This window comes from Pseudomonas sp. FW305-20 (genome assembly GCF_058788075.1).
Map to the genome: position 1 here is coordinate 83,312 of NZ_JBYTAJ010000002.1, position 22,804 is coordinate 106,115.

General features: G+C 58.1%; 18 protein-coding genes. 5 read left to right on the top strand and 13 right to left on the bottom strand.

Features of this window, described 5'->3' with window-relative positions; genetic code table 11:
• Positions 1–38 precede the first annotated feature (38 nt).
• Positions 39–1,034, bottom strand: a complete 996-nt coding sequence (locus tag AC3WP4_RS02375) for an aldo/keto reductase (RefSeq protein WP_102614766.1) — start codon at positions 1,032–1,034, stop codon at positions 39–41.
• A gap of 118 nt (positions 1,035–1,152) precedes the next feature.
• On the opposite strand from AC3WP4_RS02375, the gene AC3WP4_RS02380 reads away from it, so the two are divergent.
• Entirely contained in the window at positions 1,153–2,079 is a 927-nt protein-coding gene (locus tag AC3WP4_RS02380) for a LysR family transcriptional regulator (RefSeq protein WP_102614765.1), read from the top strand.
• Here AC3WP4_RS02380 and AC3WP4_RS02385 read toward each other — a convergent pair.
• From AC3WP4_RS02385 to AC3WP4_RS02405, 5 genes are all read right to left on the bottom strand, one after another.
• On the bottom strand, positions 2,068–3,021 hold the full coding sequence (locus AC3WP4_RS02385) for a GNAT family N-acetyltransferase (protein WP_102614779.1): 954 nt from the start codon (positions 3,019–3,021) through the stop codon (positions 2,068–2,070). The two genes, AC3WP4_RS02380 and AC3WP4_RS02385, sit on opposite strands and share 12 nt — an antisense overlap.
• Positions 3,021–4,310, bottom strand: coding sequence for a phenylacetate--CoA ligase family protein (locus AC3WP4_RS02390; protein WP_074876343.1), 1,290 nt, complete (start codon positions 4,308–4,310; stop codon positions 3,021–3,023). The genes AC3WP4_RS02385 and AC3WP4_RS02390 overlap by 1 nt, the downstream gene beginning before the upstream one ends.
• Before the next feature lie 68 nt (positions 4,311–4,378).
• Entirely contained in the window at positions 4,379–6,781 is a 2,403-nt protein-coding gene (locus AC3WP4_RS02395; RefSeq protein WP_102614764.1) for an aldehyde dehydrogenase family protein, read from the bottom strand.
• Position 6,782: 1 nt separating this feature from the next.
• Positions 6,783–7,913 carry a LuxE/PaaK family acyltransferase gene (locus AC3WP4_RS02400; RefSeq protein WP_102614763.1) on the bottom strand — a complete coding sequence of 377 codons (1,131 nt, stop codon included), beginning with the start codon at positions 7,911–7,913 and terminating at the stop codon, positions 6,783–6,785.
• Between the two features lie 21 nt (positions 7,914–7,934).
• Positions 7,935–9,176: an MdfA family multidrug efflux MFS transporter gene (locus AC3WP4_RS02405; protein WP_102614762.1), complete on the bottom strand. Its 1,242-nt coding sequence runs from the start codon at positions 9,174–9,176 to the stop codon at positions 7,935–7,937.
• Between the two features lie 525 nt (positions 9,177–9,701).
• Between AC3WP4_RS02405 and AC3WP4_RS02410 the strand changes: the two genes are divergently transcribed.
• Positions 9,702–9,890 carry a hypothetical protein gene (locus tag AC3WP4_RS02410; RefSeq protein WP_010460665.1) on the top strand — a complete coding sequence of 63 codons (189 nt, stop codon included), beginning with the start codon at positions 9,702–9,704 and terminating at the stop codon, positions 9,888–9,890.
• A 19-nt stretch (positions 9,891–9,909) separates the two neighbouring features.
• Here the strand turns inward: AC3WP4_RS02410 and AC3WP4_RS02415 are convergent, their stop codons facing one another.
• From AC3WP4_RS02415 to AC3WP4_RS02425, 3 genes are all read right to left on the bottom strand, one after another.
• Positions 9,910–10,281, bottom strand: coding sequence for a fe2+ zn2+ uptake regulation protein (locus tag AC3WP4_RS02415; protein ID WP_074876349.1), 372 nt, complete (start codon positions 10,279–10,281; stop codon positions 9,910–9,912).
• Between the two features lie 299 nt (positions 10,282–10,580).
• Positions 10,581–11,582, bottom strand: coding sequence for a FecR family protein (locus AC3WP4_RS02420; protein ID WP_074876351.1), 1,002 nt, complete (start codon positions 11,580–11,582; stop codon positions 10,581–10,583).
• Positions 11,583–11,680: 98 nt separating this feature from the next.
• The gene (locus AC3WP4_RS02425; protein ID WP_102614761.1) at positions 11,681–16,486 is read right to left on the bottom strand and encodes a dermonecrotic toxin domain-containing protein; all 4,806 of its coding nucleotides are present in this window, start codon (positions 16,484–16,486) and stop codon (positions 11,681–11,683) included.
• A 232-nt stretch (positions 16,487–16,718) separates the two neighbouring features.
• Here AC3WP4_RS02425 and AC3WP4_RS02430 point away from each other — a divergent pair, with 232 nt between their 5' ends.
• Positions 16,719–17,759, top strand: a complete 1,041-nt coding sequence (locus AC3WP4_RS02430; protein WP_102614760.1) for an Ldh family oxidoreductase — start codon at positions 16,719–16,721, stop codon at positions 17,757–17,759.
• Positions 17,760–17,852: 93 nt separating this feature from the next.
• Here the strand turns inward: AC3WP4_RS02430 and AC3WP4_RS02435 are convergent, their stop codons facing one another.
• A complete protein-coding gene (locus AC3WP4_RS02435; protein WP_074876356.1) occupies positions 17,853–18,170 on the bottom strand; it encodes an ElaB/YgaM/YqjD family protein in 318 nt (105 codons plus the stop codon).
• A 165-nt stretch (positions 18,171–18,335) separates the two neighbouring features.
• Between AC3WP4_RS02435 and AC3WP4_RS02440 the strand changes: the two genes are divergently transcribed.
• The gene (locus tag AC3WP4_RS02440; protein ID WP_008155229.1) at positions 18,336–18,587 is read left to right on the top strand and encodes a hypothetical protein; all 252 of its coding nucleotides are present in this window, start codon (positions 18,336–18,338) and stop codon (positions 18,585–18,587) included.
• Here the strand turns inward: AC3WP4_RS02440 and AC3WP4_RS02445 are convergent.
• On the bottom strand, positions 18,562–19,497 hold the full coding sequence (locus AC3WP4_RS02445) for a LysR family transcriptional regulator (protein ID WP_074876357.1): 936 nt from the start codon (positions 19,495–19,497) through the stop codon (positions 18,562–18,564). The genes AC3WP4_RS02440 and AC3WP4_RS02445 overlap by 26 nt on opposite strands.
• 85 nt (positions 19,498–19,582) lie before the next feature.
• Here AC3WP4_RS02445 and AC3WP4_RS02450 point away from each other — a divergent pair, with 85 nt between their 5' ends.
• On the top strand, positions 19,583–20,506 hold the full coding sequence (locus tag AC3WP4_RS02450) for a carbon-nitrogen hydrolase family protein (RefSeq protein WP_102614759.1): 924 nt from the start codon (positions 19,583–19,585) through the stop codon (positions 20,504–20,506).
• A gap of 140 nt (positions 20,507–20,646) precedes the next feature.
• On the opposite strand, the gene AC3WP4_RS02455 is transcribed toward AC3WP4_RS02450, so the two are convergent.
• On the bottom strand, positions 20,647–21,120 hold the full coding sequence (locus AC3WP4_RS02455) for an LEA/WHy family protein (RefSeq protein WP_102614758.1): 474 nt from the start codon (positions 21,118–21,120) through the stop codon (positions 20,647–20,649).
• A gap of 56 nt (positions 21,121–21,176) precedes the next feature.
• Positions 21,177–22,649 (bottom strand): nucleobase:cation symporter-2 family protein, encoded by a 1,473-nt coding sequence (locus AC3WP4_RS02460; RefSeq protein WP_074876365.1) that lies wholly within the window; start codon positions 22,647–22,649, stop codon positions 21,177–21,179.
• Between the last annotated feature and the right edge of the window lie 155 nt (positions 22,650–22,804).

Consider the following 22,804-nt stretch of genomic DNA (forward strand, 5'->3'; position numbering starts at 1 on the left):
CCTGGCCCACTCAACTTGTCGAATGGGCCAGGTGTCGGTTACCGGTCAAGTAACTCCATGACTTCTTCCGGATAACGTAAACCCGCCGTGGCATTGGCCGGGAATATCGCTTCCAGTGCTTGCAAGTCTTCGCCGCTGAGCTTCACATCCAGCGCGGCCACATTTTCTTCCAGGTATTTACGCTGTTTGGTTCCGGGAATCGGGATAACGTAATCACCCTGAGCCAGCACCCATGCGAGCGCGAGTTGGCCGGCGGTCACGCCTTTGTCTGCGGCCAGGTCCTGCACTTGCCGCACCAACAACAGGTTTTTGGCGAAGTTTTCGCCTTGAAAACGTGGGCTGAAGCGCCGGTAGTCGTCTGCCGCGAAATCATCAGGGCTTTTCAGCGCTCCAGTGAGAAAGCCACGGCCCAAAGGGCTGTAAGGGACGAAGGCTATTCCCAGGCGCTGACACGCGGCCAGACAACCGTTTTCCTCCTGATCACGGCTCCATAACGAATATTCACTTTGCAGCGCACTGATCGGATGAACCTTGTGCGCGCGCTCAAGTGTTGCGACCGAGGCCTCGCTCAAACCCAGGTATCGAACCTTGCCGGCTTTCACCAGGTCGGCCATGGCACCGACGGTTTCCTCGATGGCCACCTGCGGATCGATGCGGTGCTGGTAATACAAATCCAGAGTCTCGACACCGAGACGCTTGAGGGTGCCGTCGATAGCGACGCGAATGTACTCCGGTCGGCCATTGACGCCCCGCGCAACCGGATTGGCCGGGTCGCGAACGATCCCGAATTTGCTGGCCAGAAACACCTGGTCTCGCTTGCCGACGATGGCTTTGCCGATCAGTTCTTCGTTGGTGTGCGGGCCGTACATGTCGGCGGTGTCGAGCAGGTTGATGCCCAATTCCAGCGCGCGATGCAGTGTGACCGTGGCTTCGCGGACGTCCACGCCAGTCGTGTAGAAATCGGTCATGCCCATGCAGCCCAGACCCATCGCGCTGACGAGTGGACCGTTTTTGCCCAGTTGACGTGTTTGCATTGAAATCAGCTCCCTGTGAAGTGAAGTCCATTGTTGATCTCGACAAAAACAAGATAAACCGGCTAAAACTGCTATCACTGTTCGTAATTTCTAAATAATCAGCCGGTAAGCAATAGCCATGGACCGTTTTAATGCGATGCGCGTGTTCACTCGAATCGTCGAACTGGGCGGTTTTGCCAAAGCGGCGGATAGCCTGCAATTGCCCCGTGCCTCCGTGACCATCCTGATCAAACAGTTGGAAGCGCATCTCGGTGTGCAACTGTTGCAACGCACGACGCGGCAGATCAGCCTGACGCTCGACGGCGCGGCCTATTACCCTCGTTGCGTGCGGTTGCTGGCGGATCTGGAGGAAACCGAAGCGGTGTTCAGCACTGCACGCAATAACCCCAAGGGGCTGCTGCGCGTGGACATGCCGGCGGGCGTAGGGCGCTTGATAGTGATCCCGGCGTTACCGCAATTCACTGCTCGATATCCTTTGATCGAGCTGGAAATCGGCTTGAATGACCGGCCTGTCGACTTGATACGCGAAGGCGTCGATTGCGTGCTGCGGGGCGGCGACTCACTGGATGATTCACTGGTGGCGCGGCCGTTGGTCATGCTGGACCAGGTCACGTGTGCCAGCCCCGATTACTTGAAGCGATTCGGAACGCCTCAGTGTCTGGCTGACCTGGAAGGCCATCAGATGGTGGAGTACTTCTCCAGCAACAATGGCAAGCGTTATGGGCTGGAGTTCATGGTCAATGATCAGGTTCAGCTCATTGATTTGCCCAAGCAAGTTTCGGTCAACAGCGCCGATGGTTACCTGGCCGCGTGCGAGGCGGGGTATGGTCTGGTCCAGGCCCCGTCTTACCACGTAGCGCGCCAGTTGAGCGAAGGCCGTTTATGTGAAGTCCTCAGTGCGGTGCCGACACCGGGCATGCCGCTGACCGCGCTTTACCCGCCACACCGCCAGTTGTCCCGGCGGGTGAGGGTGTTTGTCGACTGGCTGGTAGAGCTTTGCGCGCAGCCGGGCAATGACTTTTATCGAAAAGCCTCACGCGGCTGAGCGGGCTCTGTTCAGCGCTTCGGCGCTACTCTGCATGTTGGTGTTTTGCTGTAAATCGTCATGCAAGCGTTGCATGTGCGGGCAATGCAGGTCGAGGTGTCGAGACTGCGCCCCTCGATGAAACAGTGCGAACCACCCCTGGGCACTGGAGGTAGGCGTCAGCCCGGTAAAGGTGAAACCAAGGGCCGCCAGATTGCGAACGTCCTGGGCAAAGTGCCGTGACAACTGAAGTTTGGCCGAGATCAGCCAGTGCCTGGGCAATTGCCGGACCTGCTCAAGCAGACGTTTGGTCAAACGCTGAATGACCATGTCGAATCTTTTATGGTGTTGCTTGAGTTGCAAGGGCAGGGAAGACAACGGCGTCATGTCCGCATGAGTCCCGAACACAGCACACAAGTGCTGCATAAACCCTCGGCAGCTTTCAGGCCATGGGATATCGGGAAGTGGACGCGTTTGCCCTTCGACTACATGGCAACCCATCACGATGGTTTCCGGCAGCGGCTCGGCGAAGGGCGAAGGGACGTAGTCAGGTAGCAAACCCGTGCTGTGGAAGCCGATGCTTGCAGCCATGCGTTGCGTGTAGGGATGGTGTGTCACTTGTTTGATCGAGACGCTGTTGAACCCCATGGAACCTGATAGCGACAACAACTCCCGACCCAGACGGGTCGCGATGCTCTGCCCCTGCGCGGCGGGATGTACCACGCTGAGGGCCAGTTCGGTGGTGTCCGCAGGTGTGTCATGACACAACGCGGCATGCCCTAGAACGCGTACGTCGTCCACCGCCAGCATCGACTTCCAGCGTCCCTTGGCATTGTGCTGATCGATCATGTTCGGCAAATACACATCCGGCTGAACGTAATGATCGCCATAGACCTCGCGAAACAACTGGCTTACGGCACGTGCGTCGGAGGGGCGATAGGGGCGAAAAACCAAATGCGGCATCATGCGGGCTCCGACAATGGTGCGTCATACACGCGCAGGTCCTGGACCCGCAATTGTTTGCCGGAGCGTGGGTGAAGCTTCAATGCGGTGACTGCACAAGACAACACTCGCAATTCCAGCAGACCCTCGCGGCTCAACTCCTCGATGGCGGGATAGTGTTCAACCAACGCCTCGTACAACGCTCGGCACACCGGTACGGTGGCCATCGATAGCGTTGAGGGAACCCACTTCACACTCAAAATATCTTTGTATCCGTCATGTTCGATCAGCAATTGCCATTGGTCGTTGTGGGCAATGCGCTGGACGATCTGCTGGATGTCGTCGATCAGCAGCGACAGCACGCCGACGCGCACTCGCTGGCTGTGCACGCTACGTCCCTTGAGGGCGAATTTGCGATTTGGGGCTGAGCCGGGCTCGCGCCAGCACGCGCGGTCGCCCACTGGATAACGCAGCAGTGGCATGAGCCGGCGGGTCAGACTAGTCACCACCAACAATCCGGTGCGATCGCATTCTTCGATGACTTCGCCGGTGAGTTCATCGATGATCTCGAGCAAGGTTTGTGGTTCAAACACCCGATGCTCGCCCAAGGCGCAGTCGCGAGCGCTGGCCCCGATAAGGCCGGCATCTACGCTGGCATAGCCAATGGACGCGATGCGCACGTTGGGAAATACGTCGGTGAGGATTGCTACCTGCTGGGCAAACAGGCTTTCGCCGCCATACAACAACGTCTCAACCCCGCGCAGTACTCGCCGATGCTGGTTCAGGTAGGCAGCGAATCGCAGCAGCTGTGCCGGGACGCCGACCAGCACGTTGATCCGATGCTGATCAATCGCATCGGCCAGTGCGCCCAGCTCCGCGTGTCCAGTAAACGGAAACTCGCAGATCGATCGCCTGACGTGTACCAGGGAGTCGTGGATGAACAGAAAGCTGGCATAGAGATCTCCGGAAAAGAACAGATTGGCGACACGGTCGCCGTCATTCAGTTGTGAGGAGAAGCTTTCTCCAAATGTACTGACCAGTTCTTGCCATTCGCTATAGGTGTAAACGGACAGTTTGCCCTGGCTGGTCGATCCGCCGGTTTGAAACACCAGCGCGTCGTCGACCTTTGCGGTCAGGACCGGCCAATGATTCAAGTCATGGCTGTCAGACCAATAGTCCACAGCGTTGGTCAGCGGTATATCTTGCAACTTAATGCCCTGCGACGGTAAGTGTTCCAGTTGCTGGCGGTAGAAGTTTGAATGTTGTCGTATATAAGACAGCAGTTGTTCGAGTGAATAAGTCGATTTCACTGGATTCTCTCTTTTCTATCAGGCGTCTAGACAGTCGGAAAACAAGTTGTGAGTAGTTCTCGGTATTTTTATTTTCTTTTATCAATAACCAACGGTGTTTTGCCGCTGTGTTTATTCCGAGTGAATGCTTGTTCCTTGCATGTTTGAACTTCAACAATTAACAGGTTGGCGTTCACGGCGTTTGCCAGCGCTTGATCGTTCAATAAGGCGCGGCGGACCTGATCGGCGTCTGCATTCGACAAAACTGTCAGCCGCTCGACGCCATCTGGGCTGTGGTCGAGAACTATCTGCATGGGCGCGCCGACGCTATCGTGCAGAGCCGACGGTGAAATGAATTCCGTGCCCATTCGCACCAGTTTGCCGTGGCGCTGGAGCAGTTCGAATCGGGGTGAGTCCAGCCCGCACGGACAGGCTCCGGGCATCCAGCGACCGGTGTCACCCACGTCATATCGGCGCACGGTCTGGCCTTGACGTGCTCGTGAGGTAAACAGCAGGCGACCGACCTCATTAGCCTGGACCGGTTCATCCAGTTCGATCTGCACGATTTCCAGATGCTGGGTTTCGCACATCAAGTGAAACACCCCGTTCGCGGTGGCTGCGCACGCATGCCCCAAAGGACCGGCGTCGACGGAACCATAGATCGCCGAGCGGATCATCGAAACCCCGCAACTTTCCATGAGGCTCAGGCTGGTTTGGCCCGGGTGCTCGCCGCCGAGGAACACTTTGCTGATACCTGCGTACGCGCGAAGTCGGGCCTGCTCGCTGAAGAACAGACGATGCAAGGTGCTCGGCATGCCGATCAGCACGGTGACACGCTGGTCAACGATCAATTGGGCGATTTCGCTGAAGTCATTGTCCTGGGGCGCCCCCATGGGGAAATGTGTGACGCCCATCTGCTCCAGTATTTTGGTAAAGCTGAGGAACCCCCCGTACAGGCTGCCGCCGTAAAACAGGTTCATGACCCGGTCCTGTGCAGGATCGAGGCCGGCGGCGAACAGGCCGTCTGCCGCTGCGCGCATCTGTCGTTGAAAGTCGCGATAGCTGAAGCCGGCGAGGGCGGGAGTGCCGCTGCTCCCTCCCGAGCGGAAATACAATTGCGCTGCGGCGCCCATCGGTTGGGTCGTGAAGGCGTTTTTGTCCATGATCGGCGCATCGGCAATGTCAGGGGCCGGTGGGACCGGGTCGAGCGTCGCCCGGCCCGGCAAAACATCCGCCGACAGGCTCACCGAGAGGCGGCGACTCAAACGCGTCAACGCGTAAACGCCATCATGCGGCTCACCGGCGTAGCCATCATGAATCCCCGGGCAAGGCGCAATACGGGTGACGCCAGCGTTGACCAGTGTTCGCACAAGTCCTGGCGTTTCTGTCGCAGAGCAAATCAGTGCGCAGCTTTGCAGGACCGTGCGCCAGGGCAAGAGCGTCTCGGCGATCAAGTGTTGCGGCACAGGCTTGAGTAGCAGCGTACGAAACAGTGGCGATGGCGCGAGCGTCTGATGGTGTTCCCAGATGATCCGCCATCCATGGCCGGCCCAGACCTGGCCGCGTTGGTTCGCAAAACAGTAATCCAGTTGCGCCATGGCCGTGCGGGTGGTGATTTCGCACGCCTCCTGGTCCGTGGGTACCAGCGCCGGCCAGCGCGAGGCACGGCGCGTGAAGGCTTCGCTCAAACGCTCGCCCAGGTCTTGCAGAATGGCCGGATCATTGCTGTCCACCAGCACCCATTGCGGGCTGGAACACGCTTGTTGATCCAGGCTGCACACTTCATCCACCAACGCATCCAGCGCCGAAGGGCTGGCCGCGTCAGGCGACAGATAAGCGAAACTGATCCTGTGCCCCCAATCGATCCAGCGACATCCGGCGGGGATCTGCTGACGAATCGCCGTGAGTGCCTTTTCACCGCCCCAGGCTGACACGCCATCGGCCTGAGTGCAGAGTTCGGCTATCAGGGAAGTGCCCACGGGCAGTACCGCGACGAACTCGGCAAGCCTGCCGCTGGTGTCGCACTTCACAAATTCAGCCAACAACTTTGCAGTCAAACCCGCATCGCTGGCGCTGGGGCGTAACCAGTTGATGTTACCGGCCAGCAGGCTTTCGAGAACCGCGCAGAACGCCAGCATCGGCGCATTGCCCGGCGTCACATGCACCACCAGTCCCAAGGGGTGCCAGCTTTCAAAGTGTGGCTGCCGGTAGTCGATACGTCTCAGCGAACGGGGTTGCGAACCCAGTTCTCGCTCAAGCTTTGTGCTCAGGTTGCTGCGCTGGCAGAACTCGCTCAGCCCCTGACATTGATCGTCGTCCAGAGGCAGGTTCAGGCTGCGAGTCTGTAACTGCGCGGCGAAACGAGCCGCGGCTTCAATGACGGTCTCGCTGTCGATCGGTGCAGAAAGCAGCCCGGGCAATTGTTTTCGAAGGCTGTCGAGGGCGCTTTGCGGGGTAACGTCGTCACGCAGTTGGCCATTGATCAGGTACATATCAAGCCCCTCCCAGCAATTCGGAAGCCGCCATCGCGCAACTGCGACTGGCGGTGGTGCCGGCACGCCCGTGCAGCTCGAACCAATCGGTGCTCAGGCCGCATCCGCAACTGGCGCCGGGGTGTAATGTCGCCAGGTCGCCCATGACCACCGCGTGAGCAGGGCTTGACGAAATGTACGGGGAGACGAATTCCAGCAAGCCGCGCTGGCCGTATGGCTGGACCGTGAAATCGGATGGGTTGCGCACGAAAACCTTCGAATAAACGGGGGCATGAAAATGATGACGGGCACACTGGATATAGGGCACGGCATGCTCGACGGCTCCGTAACCATCGCGACAGCGGGACAGGTCGACACCCAATTGCCGATTGATTCGGGCGTACAACTCAAGCAATGGAATCTCTTGTGCTGCCTGGGTTTTCCAGCCACCCCCCAAAAACACCAATGACTGAGCTGGAAGCTCGAGATTCGGTGCGCCGGTGTCTTCCATGTGCTGTAGCGCATGGGAAAGAAACGCAGGAAATCCAAGAATTCGCACGGGCAAGCCCTCGTCGGCAAACTCCTGCAAGGCGCGAATCACGCCAAACAGGTCGAACTCGTGACCTTTGGCCGTCCGGCGCAATCCGTAGACGAGCCGATTGACGGGCGCATAGCTGCACAGAAACTGGTCGGTGTAAGCGGTGCCCAAGGTGATGGCAGCCTCGGGCTCGTAGCTCAGGAGCAAATAATTGCAGGGGCTGTGCGGCGTATCCCAGCCGTAGTGCCGGAAAATGTGGCTCACCATCCCTTGAGCCGCCGCCATGCTGCGAGAGTCATAGCGCATGCGACTTTTCTGGCCGCTGGTGCCGGATGAGGTCAGCTCCAGCGCCCCTTCGCCGGTAGGACCGAACAACAGGTGACGTTTAAAATAGTTGGCGAAAATCGGTGGCAATCTGGACCAGTCATCCAGTGTTTCGAGATCTTGGGCATCGAGCCCGTTGGCGTTCAGCCAGCGTTCGTAGCCAGGCGTGTGGTGACAATGAAACAAGCTGGTTTCCCCCATCGCCTGATCAAACAGTCCCTCAGGGACGGAATTCAGGCAATAGGGTTGCGTTAACGCGCAAAGCGCATCGGTGCGGGGTAAATGGATCATCAGAAGACCTGCTGTGGGGTGTCAGACGGCAAGCGGGATTTGAGAGCGCCGCAGAAACAGGCGCAGGGGCGCCAGGCTCAGCAGCCCCGCGATACCCGCCATCAAAGCGAAGGATTCGTGGCTGTCACCGGCACCGACGGCCGCAATAAGCGAGCCGCCGCCGCCCATGACAGCGATCGAGATCATACCGATCATGGCCGAGACCAGACCTTTGCTGTCATCGCTGGCGAACAGCGCAAGCCGGTACAACGCGGCATTGCTCATGCCCAGTCCCACGGCGTACAGCGCCAGGCAACTGATCAGCACGACGGTCGAACCGCCGTAGATGCTGACGGCGACTAACGCGATGAGGCCGCCGCAAAACGGCCAAAGCGCGTATCGAATCAGTTGTGGCAGTTCAACGTTGGCAATCAGTCGATTGAGGATCAGATTGCCGAGAATGACGGCTGTAAATACCGGGATTTGCCACAGGCCGTAGTGCAGCGTTGATAACCCCTGGTTGTGGATCAGCAAGAGCGGCGCCAAGCCGATCCAGGCAATCAACGGCAGGCTCATCACGCCCAGCGCGACAGCGGCGCACAGGAATCGCGGGTTAGTCAGCAACGCCGCATAGCGGCGTAGGGTGCCGTGCCATTCAAAGCGTACTGCTTCCAGTCGCTGACCGTCGTGGCGCAGGGTGCCCACGGTTTCCGGCATGAACAAATAAAGCCCGAGCCAGACCATCACGCCGCCGATACCCAGCAGTAAAAACAGCTCCCGCCAGGACAACCATTCCAGCAGCAGACTGCCGAGCAACGGCCCCAGTAGCGGGGAGAGCAACGCAACGTTCCCCAACAGCGCCATGATTTTGACCGCGTCGGCTTCGCAGAAAACTTCTTGCAGGGCCGGGTAGCTGACCGCGATGACAAACCCCAACCCCATGCCCTGAATCAGTCGCAAGCCATTGAACGCGGAAATGCTTTGCACCTTGAACGCGGCGGCGCAGGCCAGGGCGAATACCGCACAACCGATAAGCAACATCCGGCGGCGGCCGAAATGATCGGACAGCGGGCCAATAAGCCATTGCAGAAGAATGCCGCCGGCCAAATAAAGATTGAAGGCGTAAGGGACATGGTCGGGACTGGCATCCAATTGATGGGTAACGGTCAACATGCCCGGCATGATCATATCGCTGGCCATATAGGTCAGCAGTTCGAAAAAAGTGATTGCAAGGCAAAAGCCCAATAGATGTCGGGAGCTGATATTGATTAAAGGCTTGTGCATGGCGTCTCTTTTTTGCGCGAAGTTTAATATCGGGTCTTTTGCAACGCGCCGAGATTAATCACGGAACATGAATAGCTCCAATGAACTATTGAAACTCAAGGTTTCGATAGTTTTCGCTATGTTTCGATATTCCATTGATAGGAATAGGTAAATATGCCCGTACGAAAAATACTCGCGACAGGGCGGGCATTTATTTAGCAGTTATCGGATTGGGTATTTAGCTTACGAATGAAGGTTCAAATATCCACGTTATCGATGCTGGTAATACCCCGGCCCACCACGGTCGTAATGGTGATCGCCGTGGGGGAAAACGATGCAGCTGCTCAGGGCCAGGAGAGCGAGCAGGGGGAATCGGCAGTGCGATTCGACGGAACATTTCAAAATCCTCACGGGGCAATAAAGCCAAATCCAGTGATCGGCTGTAACATGAGACCCCGTTTTGTAGTGTCCTATCATCGGAGAAAGGTAGGGCTTGGCACGCGCTCTGATACAAATCGGATAATTTTTCAGGTTCAGGAACTCGCAATGACTCAGTCGCAACGTTTGAAATACTCGATTCTGATCTCGCTCGTGGTGTTGGGGATCATGTTCGGACTTTCGTATCTGCAAAACGCAGGTGTCATCAGCGAGAAGCTGTTTCAGTACATCGCCATCGGCGTGGCGGTGATCGTGGTGGTGGTCAATGGCGTGATGCGCCGCAAGGTCAAACCCTGAACGACGCATCTTGCGCGGATCACTCGCGATGAAGAATGGCTGCAGCGTGCGGATGCAGGCTGTAGCTTTTGTCCGGATTGAGCGTGATCACGCCTTCGCTGCACAAGCGTTTCAACACTTCCCGCACACTGAGAAAGGACAGGGGAATACCCAGCTCCAGCAAGTGGCTGTGCACGCCGCGCACGCCGAGGCTACGGTCGCTTTCGGCGGCAGTCAGCAAGGCGTCGATGACTTTGAGGCGGATCAGGCTGGTTCGCAGGCCAAAGCTCTTGAGCAGCAACCTGATCCGCTCGTTGCCATTGCGCTCAATGCGTTGACCAAAAACACCGGAGCCCATGGCGGAGCCCTTTGGCGCACTGCTACCGTCCGTTGGCAGTTGCGAGTTGTACATGCAAAAACTCCTTTTTCGAGCCGGCCAGGAAATGTGATGGGTGCTCTCATTCAATAAGACGTACGAGCGGGGCAAATAATGAAGCCCCGAATGTAGAAATTTTGTCGCCATCACGTCAGCGCCCCGTGAGATGCCTGTGAAAAGCGCTTTCATGGCCTAAATTTTTTGTCAGCGGTACTCGATATTTGCAGGTTCGTGACCTTCGATGACTAAGGGCCACCAGAAAGGTGGCCGCACAGTAACGCTGAAGATGCTGGAGCGAGAAAAAGCAGGCCGCACCCCGCAAAAGGGGGCGGCCTTCAGCTTTTTGGGGGGTGTTGCGCAAGGGAGTTGAGGACCGGATTGCCATCCTTGTTGCGGGTCAGGTAGACCGGCAATACCTTGGGCAGGGAAGCCACCAGGTTGTCGAGCTCCTTGATGTTGTAGATGCCGCCGATGCGAATCGAGCCGGTACTGCTGTCGGCCACCATCACCGGTTTGCTCAAGTAGCGATTGATCAATGGCAATGCATCGGTCAACGCCAGATCATCGAGCACCAGTTTTCCGCTGCGCCAGGCCAGTGAGTTGTCATTGTCGTAGGTCTGACTGATCCGCGGAGTGAAGTCGCCGCGTCTATAGCTCGCCTGCATTGCTGGTTCGAGGCGCAAACCGTCACCCGCAACGGCGTCGTTACTGCTCACCAGCACCGAACCTTCTATCAGGTTCACGCGTACCTGATCTTCATACATCCAGACGTTGAATCTGGTTCCGGTTACCCGAATCCTGCCTTCGGCCGCTTTGACAATGAAGGGGTGTTCAGTGTCATGGCTGACGTTGAAGAAGGCTTCGCCTTTTTTCAGCGTGATCCGACGTTGATCCTTGTAGTTGCTGAACGTCAGCTCACTGCCCAGGTTCAGTTCCACCTGACTGCCATCGCTCAGGGTGACCTGGCGGACATTGTCGTTCGCTTCGAAATGTTGATAGGAATTGGGCAGCCAGCCCAGGTTCCAGCCGCTATAGGCCGCCAGCGGCAACGCCACGGCACAAACCGCGGCGGCGATACCGAAGGTGCGCCAAGGCGTTGCAGGTTTGGCGCGGACCATCGGGACTACGGTGGCTGGACGGGGCAGGTCCCCCGCGACATCCCAGATCTCCAGCATCGCCTCGTACTCGAACGCGTGAAGCGGATGAGCGTCATGCCATTGCTCGAATGCCAGCCGCTCTTCAGCGGTGCAATCGTTGGCGTGCAGACGCATGCACCAATGCGCAGCGGCATCGGTGATTGCGTCATATTGGGCTTGCGAGAGTGAGTTGTCGGTCATTGACCCATCCTGATTTCCCGCATTCTAACCTTGAGGGGAAGTCTGCGAGAACAACCGTCATGGCAATTGCCCAGCAAATCGGTCGTTATTTTTCTGATTCACGGGGTGCTGGTATGCAGTTGGCGCCCCATTTGGCTGATGAGCCATGAAACGCTGTCGGCGTTACCGAGTTGCACCTTGAGTCTGACCAATGGATCACGCTTGAAGATCTTGCGGGCAGCGCTCAGGTTTTCTCCGCCGGTCAAGGTCAATATATGCGCCTTTACCCGATCAGTATTTTCATAGGAAGTGCTGCCTGGATCCTCCCACACACCAGTATCAGGATCCTCGGTCATGAACAGCTGGGTAAGGGGAGTCTTGATCGAGAGTGCGGTTTCCTGAAGCGTGGTCAACGCGTCCTTGAGGTCATTGGCAGTTGCACTGGCCTGTCCAATCAGATGGGGGAATGGCCTGCTGGAATCGAGGTAAGCGATGTCTTCGGTTTTGCAGACGATATGGGAAAGCTCATGAATAAGGGTGACTGCTTGAGCATGGGTTTTGATAGGGAAGGCAGGCTCGGAAAGATGTTTGCGGTAGAACTCGAAACCGGTGTCGAAGAACTTTTCGGCCAAATAGATTTTCCGCTTTGCATCCGTTGGAACAGTGAAACCGAATGTCGTTGGCGCGCCACTGACCAGCCTGCCGATTACAAAACGATTGGTTTTCGGCTTTCGGAGTGAGGGGTCCAACAAGGCGGTAAAAATGTCTCCCAAGACTTTTTCAAGCTGGTTCACATGCGCGGGCTGCACTTGCGGTACGTCAATTAAATCCATGATGAGTTGATGCACGGGAGTAACCGTGTTGTCGGAAGATTTCAGCAATTGCAGATTTTGAAAGCAGTTCCAGGCATAGGTGGTTGCCAGGTCCAGCGCTTCGTCAATCTGACGAGCCTTTTGCGGAAACAGTCTACGGATTTCGCTCATTCCATCGGCATCGACGTTCATGCTCTCCCAAACCGAATAGGCGGTGCGCAACCGATTGCTGATGCTGAAGCGGGGGGCTGGCGTTTCCCTATCCAGGACCCATTGTTTCGACACGTTCTGACTCAGCCGAGGACCGCGAACGTTGGTGTCGGCGATGCGCCAGTGTGTGCCGCGCTTTGTGACTGGATATACCTTCCCTTCAACCGGTGCGTAGGTTTTATTTGTCGTCGGATGGGAATAGAGGCCGAGACTTGAGTTTAATGTGAGCGAATTGAGGTCGACATCAAGGCTTTCATGACGCTTCAACTGCGTACGTTCGGGGGCTGTAATGGCGACTACCTGCCATTTGAAGCGGGTATCGGAAGTTTCTGGTGCCGGTGTAGTGGGCGTTGAAGATGGCTTCGCTTGCGATTCCAGCGACAGTCGCAACGTGGCGAGTTGTGCAATGCCGCTGATAAATTCCTTTATCGCCGCTCCCCATTTGTGCGTTTGAAGGTCTTCGGCGGACTGCTTGATGTCTCGGTAACTGCGCCACACCGTAATCGGGTAGGCAAGCTTGCCCATCAGGAACGTAAATGCCCCTTGCAGATCTTCACCCAGCACATGCTTGATGGTTGCCCACTCAGCCTGCTTGTTGTCATCGGCCTGACAACCGAGCAATCGTGCCAGTAAAGCGGCGTTGTCATCGAACAAGTGCCCGAACAGATTCCCCTTGATCGGGTTGGACGCCAGCGTCACCTCGGCAAGGCGGCTATTGGTGGTCTCCATCCTGTGTTCGAGCAGTATCCGATCAGGCTGCGGCAGGTTCATGAGTACCCAGTCGAGCAGATCGCCGCGTGTCTTCAGTTCATTCAGGAGCTGTGTTTCATTTTTATACTCTTTCACCCCGTACCCGGGGCTATGAGGCGCGACAAGGACCTGTGGCGCGGTGCTGTCGGCCGATGAGCCAATCAGATAAACGCCAGGCACCTTGACCGGTTGTTGACGCTTGATGCCCAGGAGCTCAAGTGGGCGGATGATCGCGTGGGCACCGTCGACTGCCGCGCGGGCGATAGCGTCGGGCATGTCCATGACTTGGCGTATCAGATCAAACCCCGTCTCGCTGAGGCGCTCCTGCAATTTTTCCGTGTGGGCGTAATGCATCAGCTGCCAGGGCAATTGCGTGTAAAAACGCTTCCTGCGGTCCTTGGCATTCGCCTGGGTGTCTGCAAAGGCTTCGTTCAGTGTCTTTTGTTGAAGTTCACCCAGCTTCAAGTTTCGTATCAGGTCTTTGATGTAGCTTTGGTCCATATCCTGGGGGATCGCGGTGTTATCGAGCGACACCAGTTTGAAATGGGTTTTGTCCAGATCCTTGAAATGGGTCAGGGCAAAATCGGTCAGGGTTTGGGTGCTGGCCGCAGACCTCGAGCGCTTGTCGATCTGTATCTGGACCTTATCTGGATCGATGTCGAACGTATCTGCCTTGAGTTGTTTTTCAAGTGCATCGTGCGCCGTGCGTGCCAGGGAGCGTATGCCAGTGAGGTAGTCCTGATCATCGGTCACGTTGTTGAGGTATTGCTGAAGCAACTCCCCGTGCAGTATCTGGTCTTGAATGGACGCCTTGGCCAGCCATGCCGGTAGTTTTTGCTGAGTGATCAGGGATTGGGCGATGTCCGTCGCGCGATCTGATCCGGTCATCGGTTGGCGCAATGCCACCAGCATCAGGAGATTGGCCAGGGGCGTCGCGGGAAGTTTCGTGGCCAGCGCACGGATGACGCACGCCTGGTCCAGCTGGACAAAGGGCTTTTGCACGTGATCGAGAAAATCCTCATCTATTCGCTGCAGCGGCGCCAGGGTGTAGCTCCGGCCAGCGACTCTCTCGCTGCGTCCAAGGTTCTCCAGAAGGGTGGTGCGATCGTCGGTGTCCTTGAGACGTCGATCCAGCTCGGTCAGCAATGGAGGCAATGCCTTGAAAGCTTCGAATCCCGAGGCTGGCGTCCACAAAATCGCCTTGCCTGAATGCTTCGGGTCCAGGCCTCCACGTTCAGTCAGCACAAAACAACTGGCCAGTTTCAACGTGGCTGTGGCCCCGCTTGCCTTCAATGCCAAGGAAAATACGTCCGGCAAAAAACCGTTCAATGCTGCCCGCTGCAAGCGTACCGGGGTATCAAGCACGGTGTTGATGATCGCCTGTTCCGTGGCACTGAGGGTGCGCATGACGGCGTGCAGTTTCAATTCGCTGCGCAATGCCGTTGACAGGGTTTGAGTGAAACGCGATTGCAGGCTCCCAAGCGAGGAGTTGAAGATACGCTGCACTTCGGCAATCGTTCGAGTGTTCGCGGGAATGACCGGCTGGTTTTCGAGCAGTAGCTCCAGCGGCTGCTTAACGGTGGAAAGAATGGCCAGATGCTCCTTGGCCGACTCGCCGCGAACGGCCGCTGGTTGCGCGCTCGGGCGCCGGTCTGCGTGTGTACTCCAGCGTCCTTCGGCATCGGCGGCCAGCAGTCGAGCGTCGATCAGTCCGCGGACATCCAATGCCTTGTCGAACAAGGCTCGGGGATCCTGCGTGCCTTCGCTTTCACGGTATTCGCTCAGCGCATAGGCCAGATTCTCGCGTTGCTTGCCAAGGATGTCGGTCATCAATTGTTCAAACACCGAGCCGATGATCGGTTCACCGACAATCACTTGTTCTTCCGGCTTCATTGAAAGAAACGTAGTGCGTTCGTCCAATGACAGAAAGTTGAGCAGCGTGTCTTCATGTCCTTGGCTTTTCAACATCTGCGCGACGATTTTCCCGACAGCGGGGAGGTCGCTCGTAGCCTCGATGCCTCTCGACGGGGTGTACAGAAAATCCAACGTGTCGCTGCTGCCGATCATCAGGGTGGAGGCGAGTTCCACGTATTGCTTGAAGGGGGCGGTGACACGGACTTTTTCGGCACGAAGCGGATCGTCGATGTCAGGTTCAAGGCTGAGATTCATCAGTCGCAGGTATTGCTGCGTCGTTAGAACACGTTGTTGGCGCTGTAGCAAAAGTTTCAGGTGAAAGGTATCGCGCAAACCCTCGGCAAAAAACTTCCCGCGTAACTGCCCATTGTTCATCGGTGTGTTCCAGAACGTCTTGAGCAGGTCTTGCAAGCGCGGGGTCAGCGTTTGTGTGATCTCTTTGACTGCGTTTTCCCAGGCCTGGTTATCGGCGGCGCTGCTCACATTGTGCAGGGGGTTGGAAAAAACTCTGGTATCGCCAGTGGGCCACTGATGGGTCAGGTAGTAATGCAGCAGCGTTTCGCTCAGTGAATGCGAGGAAAGCAATTGCTGGTCATCGCTTTCGATGACAAAGCTCTTAACTCGGGTAAGGCGCTGGTCCAGTTCGGGGAACGTTTCATGCAACGCGGTCTTGAGGGTTTCGTCCAGCATCGATTGCAGCGTTGGCAACTTGAGCAACTCGCCCATCATCGCCCTGATGTTCTGAGCCTGATTGCGTTCGAGGATGAGTTCCTGGTCCTGTAGCACCGCACCTTCGATGACTTGCGTGGTAATGCCCGGCGCAGTGGCGGCAGCCAAGGCGCTGCGTTGTTCAAGGGAAAGAAAGCGCAGCAGCTCACGCTTTCCAGTGGGCTGCGTCAGCCATTCCTGGAGTTTGCTTTTGAGGCTCTTGAAGTCCGCGAATTTGACCAGGCCTTTCCACGGTGTATAGAGCGTGATTTCCCCATCATTGGGCCGGCTCATGGAAAAAGCGCCGGCCAAGGGGATGCCTGACGCGTCAGGTACGCTCAGAAGCAACCGGTCGACGTGCATGGGCTCGCTATTGGCGATACGGGCCGCATGCGTTGCCAGATAAACAGCACTCAACCACTTCAAATCATCAAGCGTGAAGGACAGTGCCTTTTCGCGTTCACCGGGTTGTTCGGCTTTGGATGCAAGTTCTGCCTCGTCGAAAAAATACGGCAGTGGGGGAGTCATCATGGTTTTTCCTCGATGCGCTACGACCGGCGGGTAATCGCCTGTCGTTGGATTGAGGAAAAAACAGTACGGCCAGTGGCTGGCTCGGGTGCGGTACATATTGCTTGAACCGAACAGGCTGTCGAGACTTGACAGGACGCTGGTAGAACAGCGCTTAATCGACAACTGTTTTGGGTTGCCTTGCAACCTCGCTGCACCCTGTTGCCCGTACTCAAAAATAAAACTGGAGCTTCAGATGACCGCAACGCCCGAAGTGGCCGTCAGTTCGAACACTCAAACGCTCGATTTCGACGCGCTCGTTGTTTTGCTCGAGCAGATTTTTCAACGCCATGGCACCTCCGCCGATGTCGCCAGGACACTGGCCCTCAACTGCGCCGGCACCGAACGCGATGGCGCCCATAGTCATGGTGTATTCCGCATTCCCGGTTACGTGTCGACGCTCCAGAGTGGCTGGGTCAATGGCCAGGCCGTGCCAGTGGTCGAGGACGTGGCTTCGGGTTTTGTCCGGGTCGACGCGTGCAATGGTTTCGCCCAGCCGGCCCTCGCCGCAGCACGCGGGTTGTTAGTGGAAAAAGCCCGCAGTGCCGGCATTGCGGTGCTGGCTATTCGTAACTCCCACCATTTCGCCGCCTTGTGGCCGGATGTCGAGCCCTTCGCCTATGAAGGTCTGGTCGCACTGAGTGTGGTCAACAGCATGACCTGCGTGGTGCCGCACGGTGCCGATCGCCCGCTGTTCGGAACCAACCCGATCGCTTTCGCCGCCCCTCGGGCTGACGGCGCTCCGATTGTCTTCGACCTGGCGACCAGCGCCATTGCCCATGGCGATGTGCAGATCGCCGCACGCAAGGGTGAGCGTTTGCCGCCAGGCATGGGGGTGGACGGCCTCGGCCAGCCGACCCAGGACCCGAAAGCGATTCTGGAGGGCGGCGCGTTGCTGCCATTTGGCGGCCATAAAGGTTCGGCGCTGTCGATGATGGTCGAGCTGTTGGCAGCGGCGTTGACCGGCGGCAATTTTTCCTTCGAGTTCGATTGGTCGAACCATCCGGGGGCCAAGACGCCGTGGACGGGCCAACTGTTGATCGTGATCGACCCGAGCAAGGCGGCCGGGCAGAGTTTTGCCGAGCGCAGTCAGGAACTGGTCAGGCAGATGCACGGTGTGGGGCTCAAGCGTTTGCCAGGGGATCGACGTCACCAACAACGTGCCAAGTCCAGCACCGAAGGCATCCCGCTCGACGCTCAGACGTTGGCGAATTTGCGGGAATTGGCCGGGCTCTGAGTCCGGCATACTCTCGGTCTGCATAAAAACCGGGCATGAAAAAGGCGAGCTGCGTGCTCGCCTTTTTGCGGGTACTGATTAAAACGGGGGCGCTTAACGTCGACCCAGCAACAACCCGACTACCAGGCCGAAACCGGCAGAGATGGCCACGGTTTGCCACGGATGACCACCAATGTAGGTTTCAGTGGCTTCGACCGCAGGTTTGGTCCGGTCACGAACGCTGGTGACGGAGTCCCTAGCCTGCTGAAGTTTCTGGGCGATTTGCCCACGAAGTGTGTCCGCTTCCTCACCGACGAGCGAGGCGCTGCTTTTGAGCAGTTTCTCTGACTCTTCGATCAGAGCCTGAAGTTCGCTGAAGGCTTGATCCTTGATCTGTTCTTCGGCAACTTGTGCGGCGGTTTTCCGGGCCATTGAGGTACTCCTTGCAGTTAAATGGACAGTGAACAGTGGAGTGTGTCATCAGCGAAAAAGTTGCAGTGGATTTTCGCGTAGACCCAACCTTGACGAAAAATCCTGAGTCGGACATTTCTTCCTACAGTGTAAGATGTCGCCTATTTTACGCAGCAGGTAACTCCCATGAGCTTCAATCTGGCCGACAAACCCCTTGCCGAGCGCGCTGCGCTGGAAGATGAGAAATCCCGTCTGTTCGATCTCTGGCAAAGCAACCTGGGCAAGTCCAAGGGTGAAGCCGCGCGGTTGTTCGGTGAACGCGCCAAGCGCAAAGGCAAATGGGCCGAGTGGGTCCGTGCCGAACTGGATGGCATGTCGCCCCCGGAATTCGCCAATATGGTGCGCAGCGAAGTCAATCGCCTGATGGCTGCCAAGTAGCGCTCGCAAAACTCGCGACAATCGCTTCGCGCACTTTCAACACCACCGGATCGAGCAGCGTACTGGTGCGCCAGCCGAGTTCGATCGGGTATCGCGGCAACGCCAGAGGGCAGGGCAGCAGTGCCAGTCCGCTGAGCGCTGCAATGCTTTGCGCCGCATGGGCCGGAATGGTCGCCACGGCCTGACTGCCCTTGAGCAAGTGCGGCAACGCGGCAAAGTGTGTGGTCGAAGCGCATACCCGCCGAGCCAGCCCCAGCGCCGCCAGCCCTTCATCGGTGATCCCGATAAAGCCGCCCGACGACACCAGAATGTGCTCGCGGGCGACGAACTCATCCAGGCTCAGGGTCTGTTGACCCTCGGCCAGGCTGAGCGGGTCCGCCAGGCACAGATAGCCGCCTTCCCCCAGTACCTGACGGCTGAGCAAGCGTTCGGCAAACCCACCGGCGGTGATCGCCAGATCGATGCTGCGTTCCATCAACGCCTGGGCGACGATCTGACTGTGGGTCTGACGAAAGATCAGCCGCAGCTTCGGCGCGACGCGGGCGATTTCTTCAATCAGCCGTCGCCCATAAGCGATTTCGAAATCATCGGACATCCCCACGGTCACCGAGCGTCCGTCATATTGGTGGGCGGCCGGATCGACCATCGCCAGGCTCTGCCGGCATTTGTTCAGGGCATCGCTGACCACCGGTTTCAATTGATTGGCCTTGAGTGTGGGGGCGAGTCCGCGGCCGGTGCGTACGAACAACTGATCGCCATACACCTCGCGCAATCTTCGCAATGCCGCGCTGACCGCCGATTGGGTAACGCCCAGGCGCAAAGCGGCTCGGCTGGCGCTGGATTCCTCGTGGAGCGCTTCGAAAACTTTCAGCAGGTTGAGATCGACGGCGGCGATATTCATTTGGTTCATATCATTAAGCAGCAAACGGGGCTTTATTCATGATCCTTTGGCGCCGGAGAATGGGCAACCCCTCATTGCTTTCGGAGTTACTGCGATGCCCAAGTCAATCGTTGCTGCACTGCAAATCGGCGCCTTGCCCGGTGGCAAGGCCGAGACACTGGAACAGATCCTTTCCTGGGAAAACGCGATCATCGAATCCGGCGCGGCGCTGGTGGTCATGCCCGAAGCATTGCTTGGCGGTTACCCCAAAGGCGAGGGCTTCGGCACTCAGCTGGGTTACCGCCTGCCGGAAGGGCGTGAAGCCTTCGCCCGGTACTTTGCCAACGCAATCGACGTGCCCGGCGCGGAAACCGAAGCCTTGGCCGGGCTGTCAGCGCGCACCGGCGCCAATCTGGTGATCGGTGTCATCGAACGTGCCGGCAGCACCTTGTTCTGCACGGCGTTGTATTTCGATCCGCAGGCAGGCCTGGTCGCCAAGCACCGCAAGCTGATGCCCACCGGTACCGAACGGTTGATCTGGGGCAAAGGCGATGGTTCGACGTTGCCGGTAATCGACAGTCAGGTCGGGCGGATCGGCGCGGTGATTTGCTGGGAAAACATGATGCCGCTGCTGCGCACCGCGATGTACGCCAAGGGCGTGGAGGTCTGGTGCGCGCCAACGGTGGATGAGCGGGAAATGTGGCAGGTCAGCATGCGCCATATCGCCCATGAAGGACGCTGCTTTGTGGTCAGCGCCTGTCAGGTTCAGGATTCACCGCACGCCTTGGGCGTGGAGGTCGCCAACTGGCCGGCGGACCGCCCGTTGATTGCCGGTGGCAGCGTGATCGTCGGGCCGATGGGCGACATTCTGGCGGGGCCGCTGCGTGACAGCACCGGTTTGCTCAGCGCAGAAATCGATACCGATGACCTGGTCCGCGCCCGTTACGACTACGACGTGGTCGGGCACTACGCGCGCCCGGACGTCTTCGAACTGACAGTAGATGAGCGGGCCAAACCCGGTGTCCGCTTCAACACATAACCCCTGTGGGCGAGCCTGCTCGCGATAGCGGTGGGCCAGGCATCTAATGCGTTGAATGTGCCGCCGTCATCGTCGGAACGCCGCCCGGAGCAGGCTCGCTCCCACAGTTATTCGGTGTCCCCTGTCGGAGCGGGCTGCCCTCACCAGGTGCCGGTCGTCGACGTTGGCAGGCTAAGTTTGCCAGTGTCCACGAAACGCAGGGTGCCGAACACGCCGCCCGCGAGTTTGCCGCGCAGGACGTAGGGCAGGTTGTCGAGGGTTTGGGTTTTGCCCAGGCCCAGGGTCTGGCGCAGCACGGAGAACGCCGAAACACTCACCGGCACGGTCAGCACGGTTTCGGAAAAACGTGCAATCGAGCCCGATTGATCACTGACACCAGAAGCGAGCGGCTGGCCGTTGACTTCCAGGTCCAGGGCGACGCCGTTGTAATTGATGGTGGTCTCGTTGGGGTTTTGCACGCGTATTTTCACGGCAAAGCGTACTTCCATGTCCTGGCTTTGCAACGGCTCGAAGCCGACCACGTTGATGTTCAGCGGGTCGCGATTGGGCAGCAGGGCGCAGGCGCTCAGGGAAAGCAAAAGCAGGCAAAGGATAACGGTGTGGACACTGCGCATGAACGTGCTCTCTTAAAGAAAAGGCCGAACCGCCAGTGGCTCGGCCAGGAGCATTTCTAGCGGTTCAAGGGTGCGACAGCGGCAGGCGAGACGGGTTCACCCTTGGCCGGGACATCCGGGTTTTCCATGACCCGCAGGATCGAGGCTTCCGGATCGAAATCGTCTTCTTCCAGCTCGATGAACTCTTCAGGCAGGAAGATGTTGAGCACGATAGCGCACAACGCGCCGACGGTGATCGGCGATTCGAAGATGTTGTGCAGCGCCTTCGGCAACTCGCGCAACACTTCCGGCACGGCTGCGACACCCAGGCCCATGCCGAGGGAAATCGACACGATCAGCATGTTGCGTCGGTGCAGGCCGGCTTCGGCGAGGATCTTGATCCCGGCGACGGCGACGGTGCCGAACATCACCAGCTCAGCGCCACCGAGTACCGGTTTGGGCATCAGTTGCAGCACCGCGCCGATCATCGGAAACAACCCCAGCAGCACCAACAAACCGGCAATGAAGAACGCCACGTAGCGGCTGGCCACGCCGGTTAGCTGAATCACGCCGTTGTTCTGGGCGAAGGTCACCATCGGCATGCTGTTGAACACGGCGGCCATGGCCGAGTTGAGGCCGTCGGCGAGCAGGCCGGACTTGATCCGGCGGATGTAGATCGGACCTTTGACGGGCTGGCGGGAAATCATCGAGTTGGCGGTCAAGTCACCGGCGGCTTCCAGTGGCGATACGAGGAAAATCACCGCCACTGGCACAAACGCCACCCAATCGAAGTTAAAACCGTACTTGAACGGCACCGGCACGCTCATCAAGGGGACTTCGGGCAGGCTGGCGAAATCGACGTCACCCATCAGCCAGGCCACGAGATAGCCGAGGGTCAGGCCGATGACGATCGCACCGAGGCGCAGGAACGGTACATCGACCCGGTTCAACAGCACAATCGTTCCGAGCACCAGGGCCGCCAGGGCCAGATGACTGGCCGCGCCGAGGTCCGCCGCACCGAAGCCGCCGGCGATGTCGGTCATGGCGACTTTGATCAGCGACAAACCCATCAGCGTGATGATCGTGCCGGTCACCACCGGGGTGATCAGCATCCGCAATTTGCCGATGAACTGGCTCAACACTACTTCGATGAAGGCGGCGAAAAAGCACACACCGAAGATGGTCGACAGGATTTCATCGGTGCCGCCGCCTCGGGCCTTGACCATGAAACCGGCACTGAGAATCACGCTGATGAATGAGAAGCTGGTGCCTTGCAGGCACAGCAGGCCGGAACCGATCGGGCCGAAACGTCGCGCTTGAACAAACGTGCCGAGCCCCGAGACGAACAGCGCCATGCTGATCAGGTACGGCACCTCGCTTTGCAGGCCGAGGGCGCCGCCCATGATCAGGGTCGGGGTGATGATGCCGACGAAACTGGCGAGCACGTGTTGCAGGGCGGCGAAGACAGTGGCGGTCAGGTGCGGGCGATCGTCGAGGCCGTAAATCAGGTCGTTATTGCGCGAGGCAGGGGCTTTTTCGGAGGCGGTCATGGTGAGGTGCGTGCCAGAAGGCGGGCCGGGTCAAAAATGGAGGCGCAGGATGCCAGCAGCGGGCATCAAGGGCAAACGATACAGAAGTGATATACACAGAACCCGTGGCGAGGGGGCTTGCCCCCGTTGGGCTGCGAAGCAGCCCCTAGCATTCC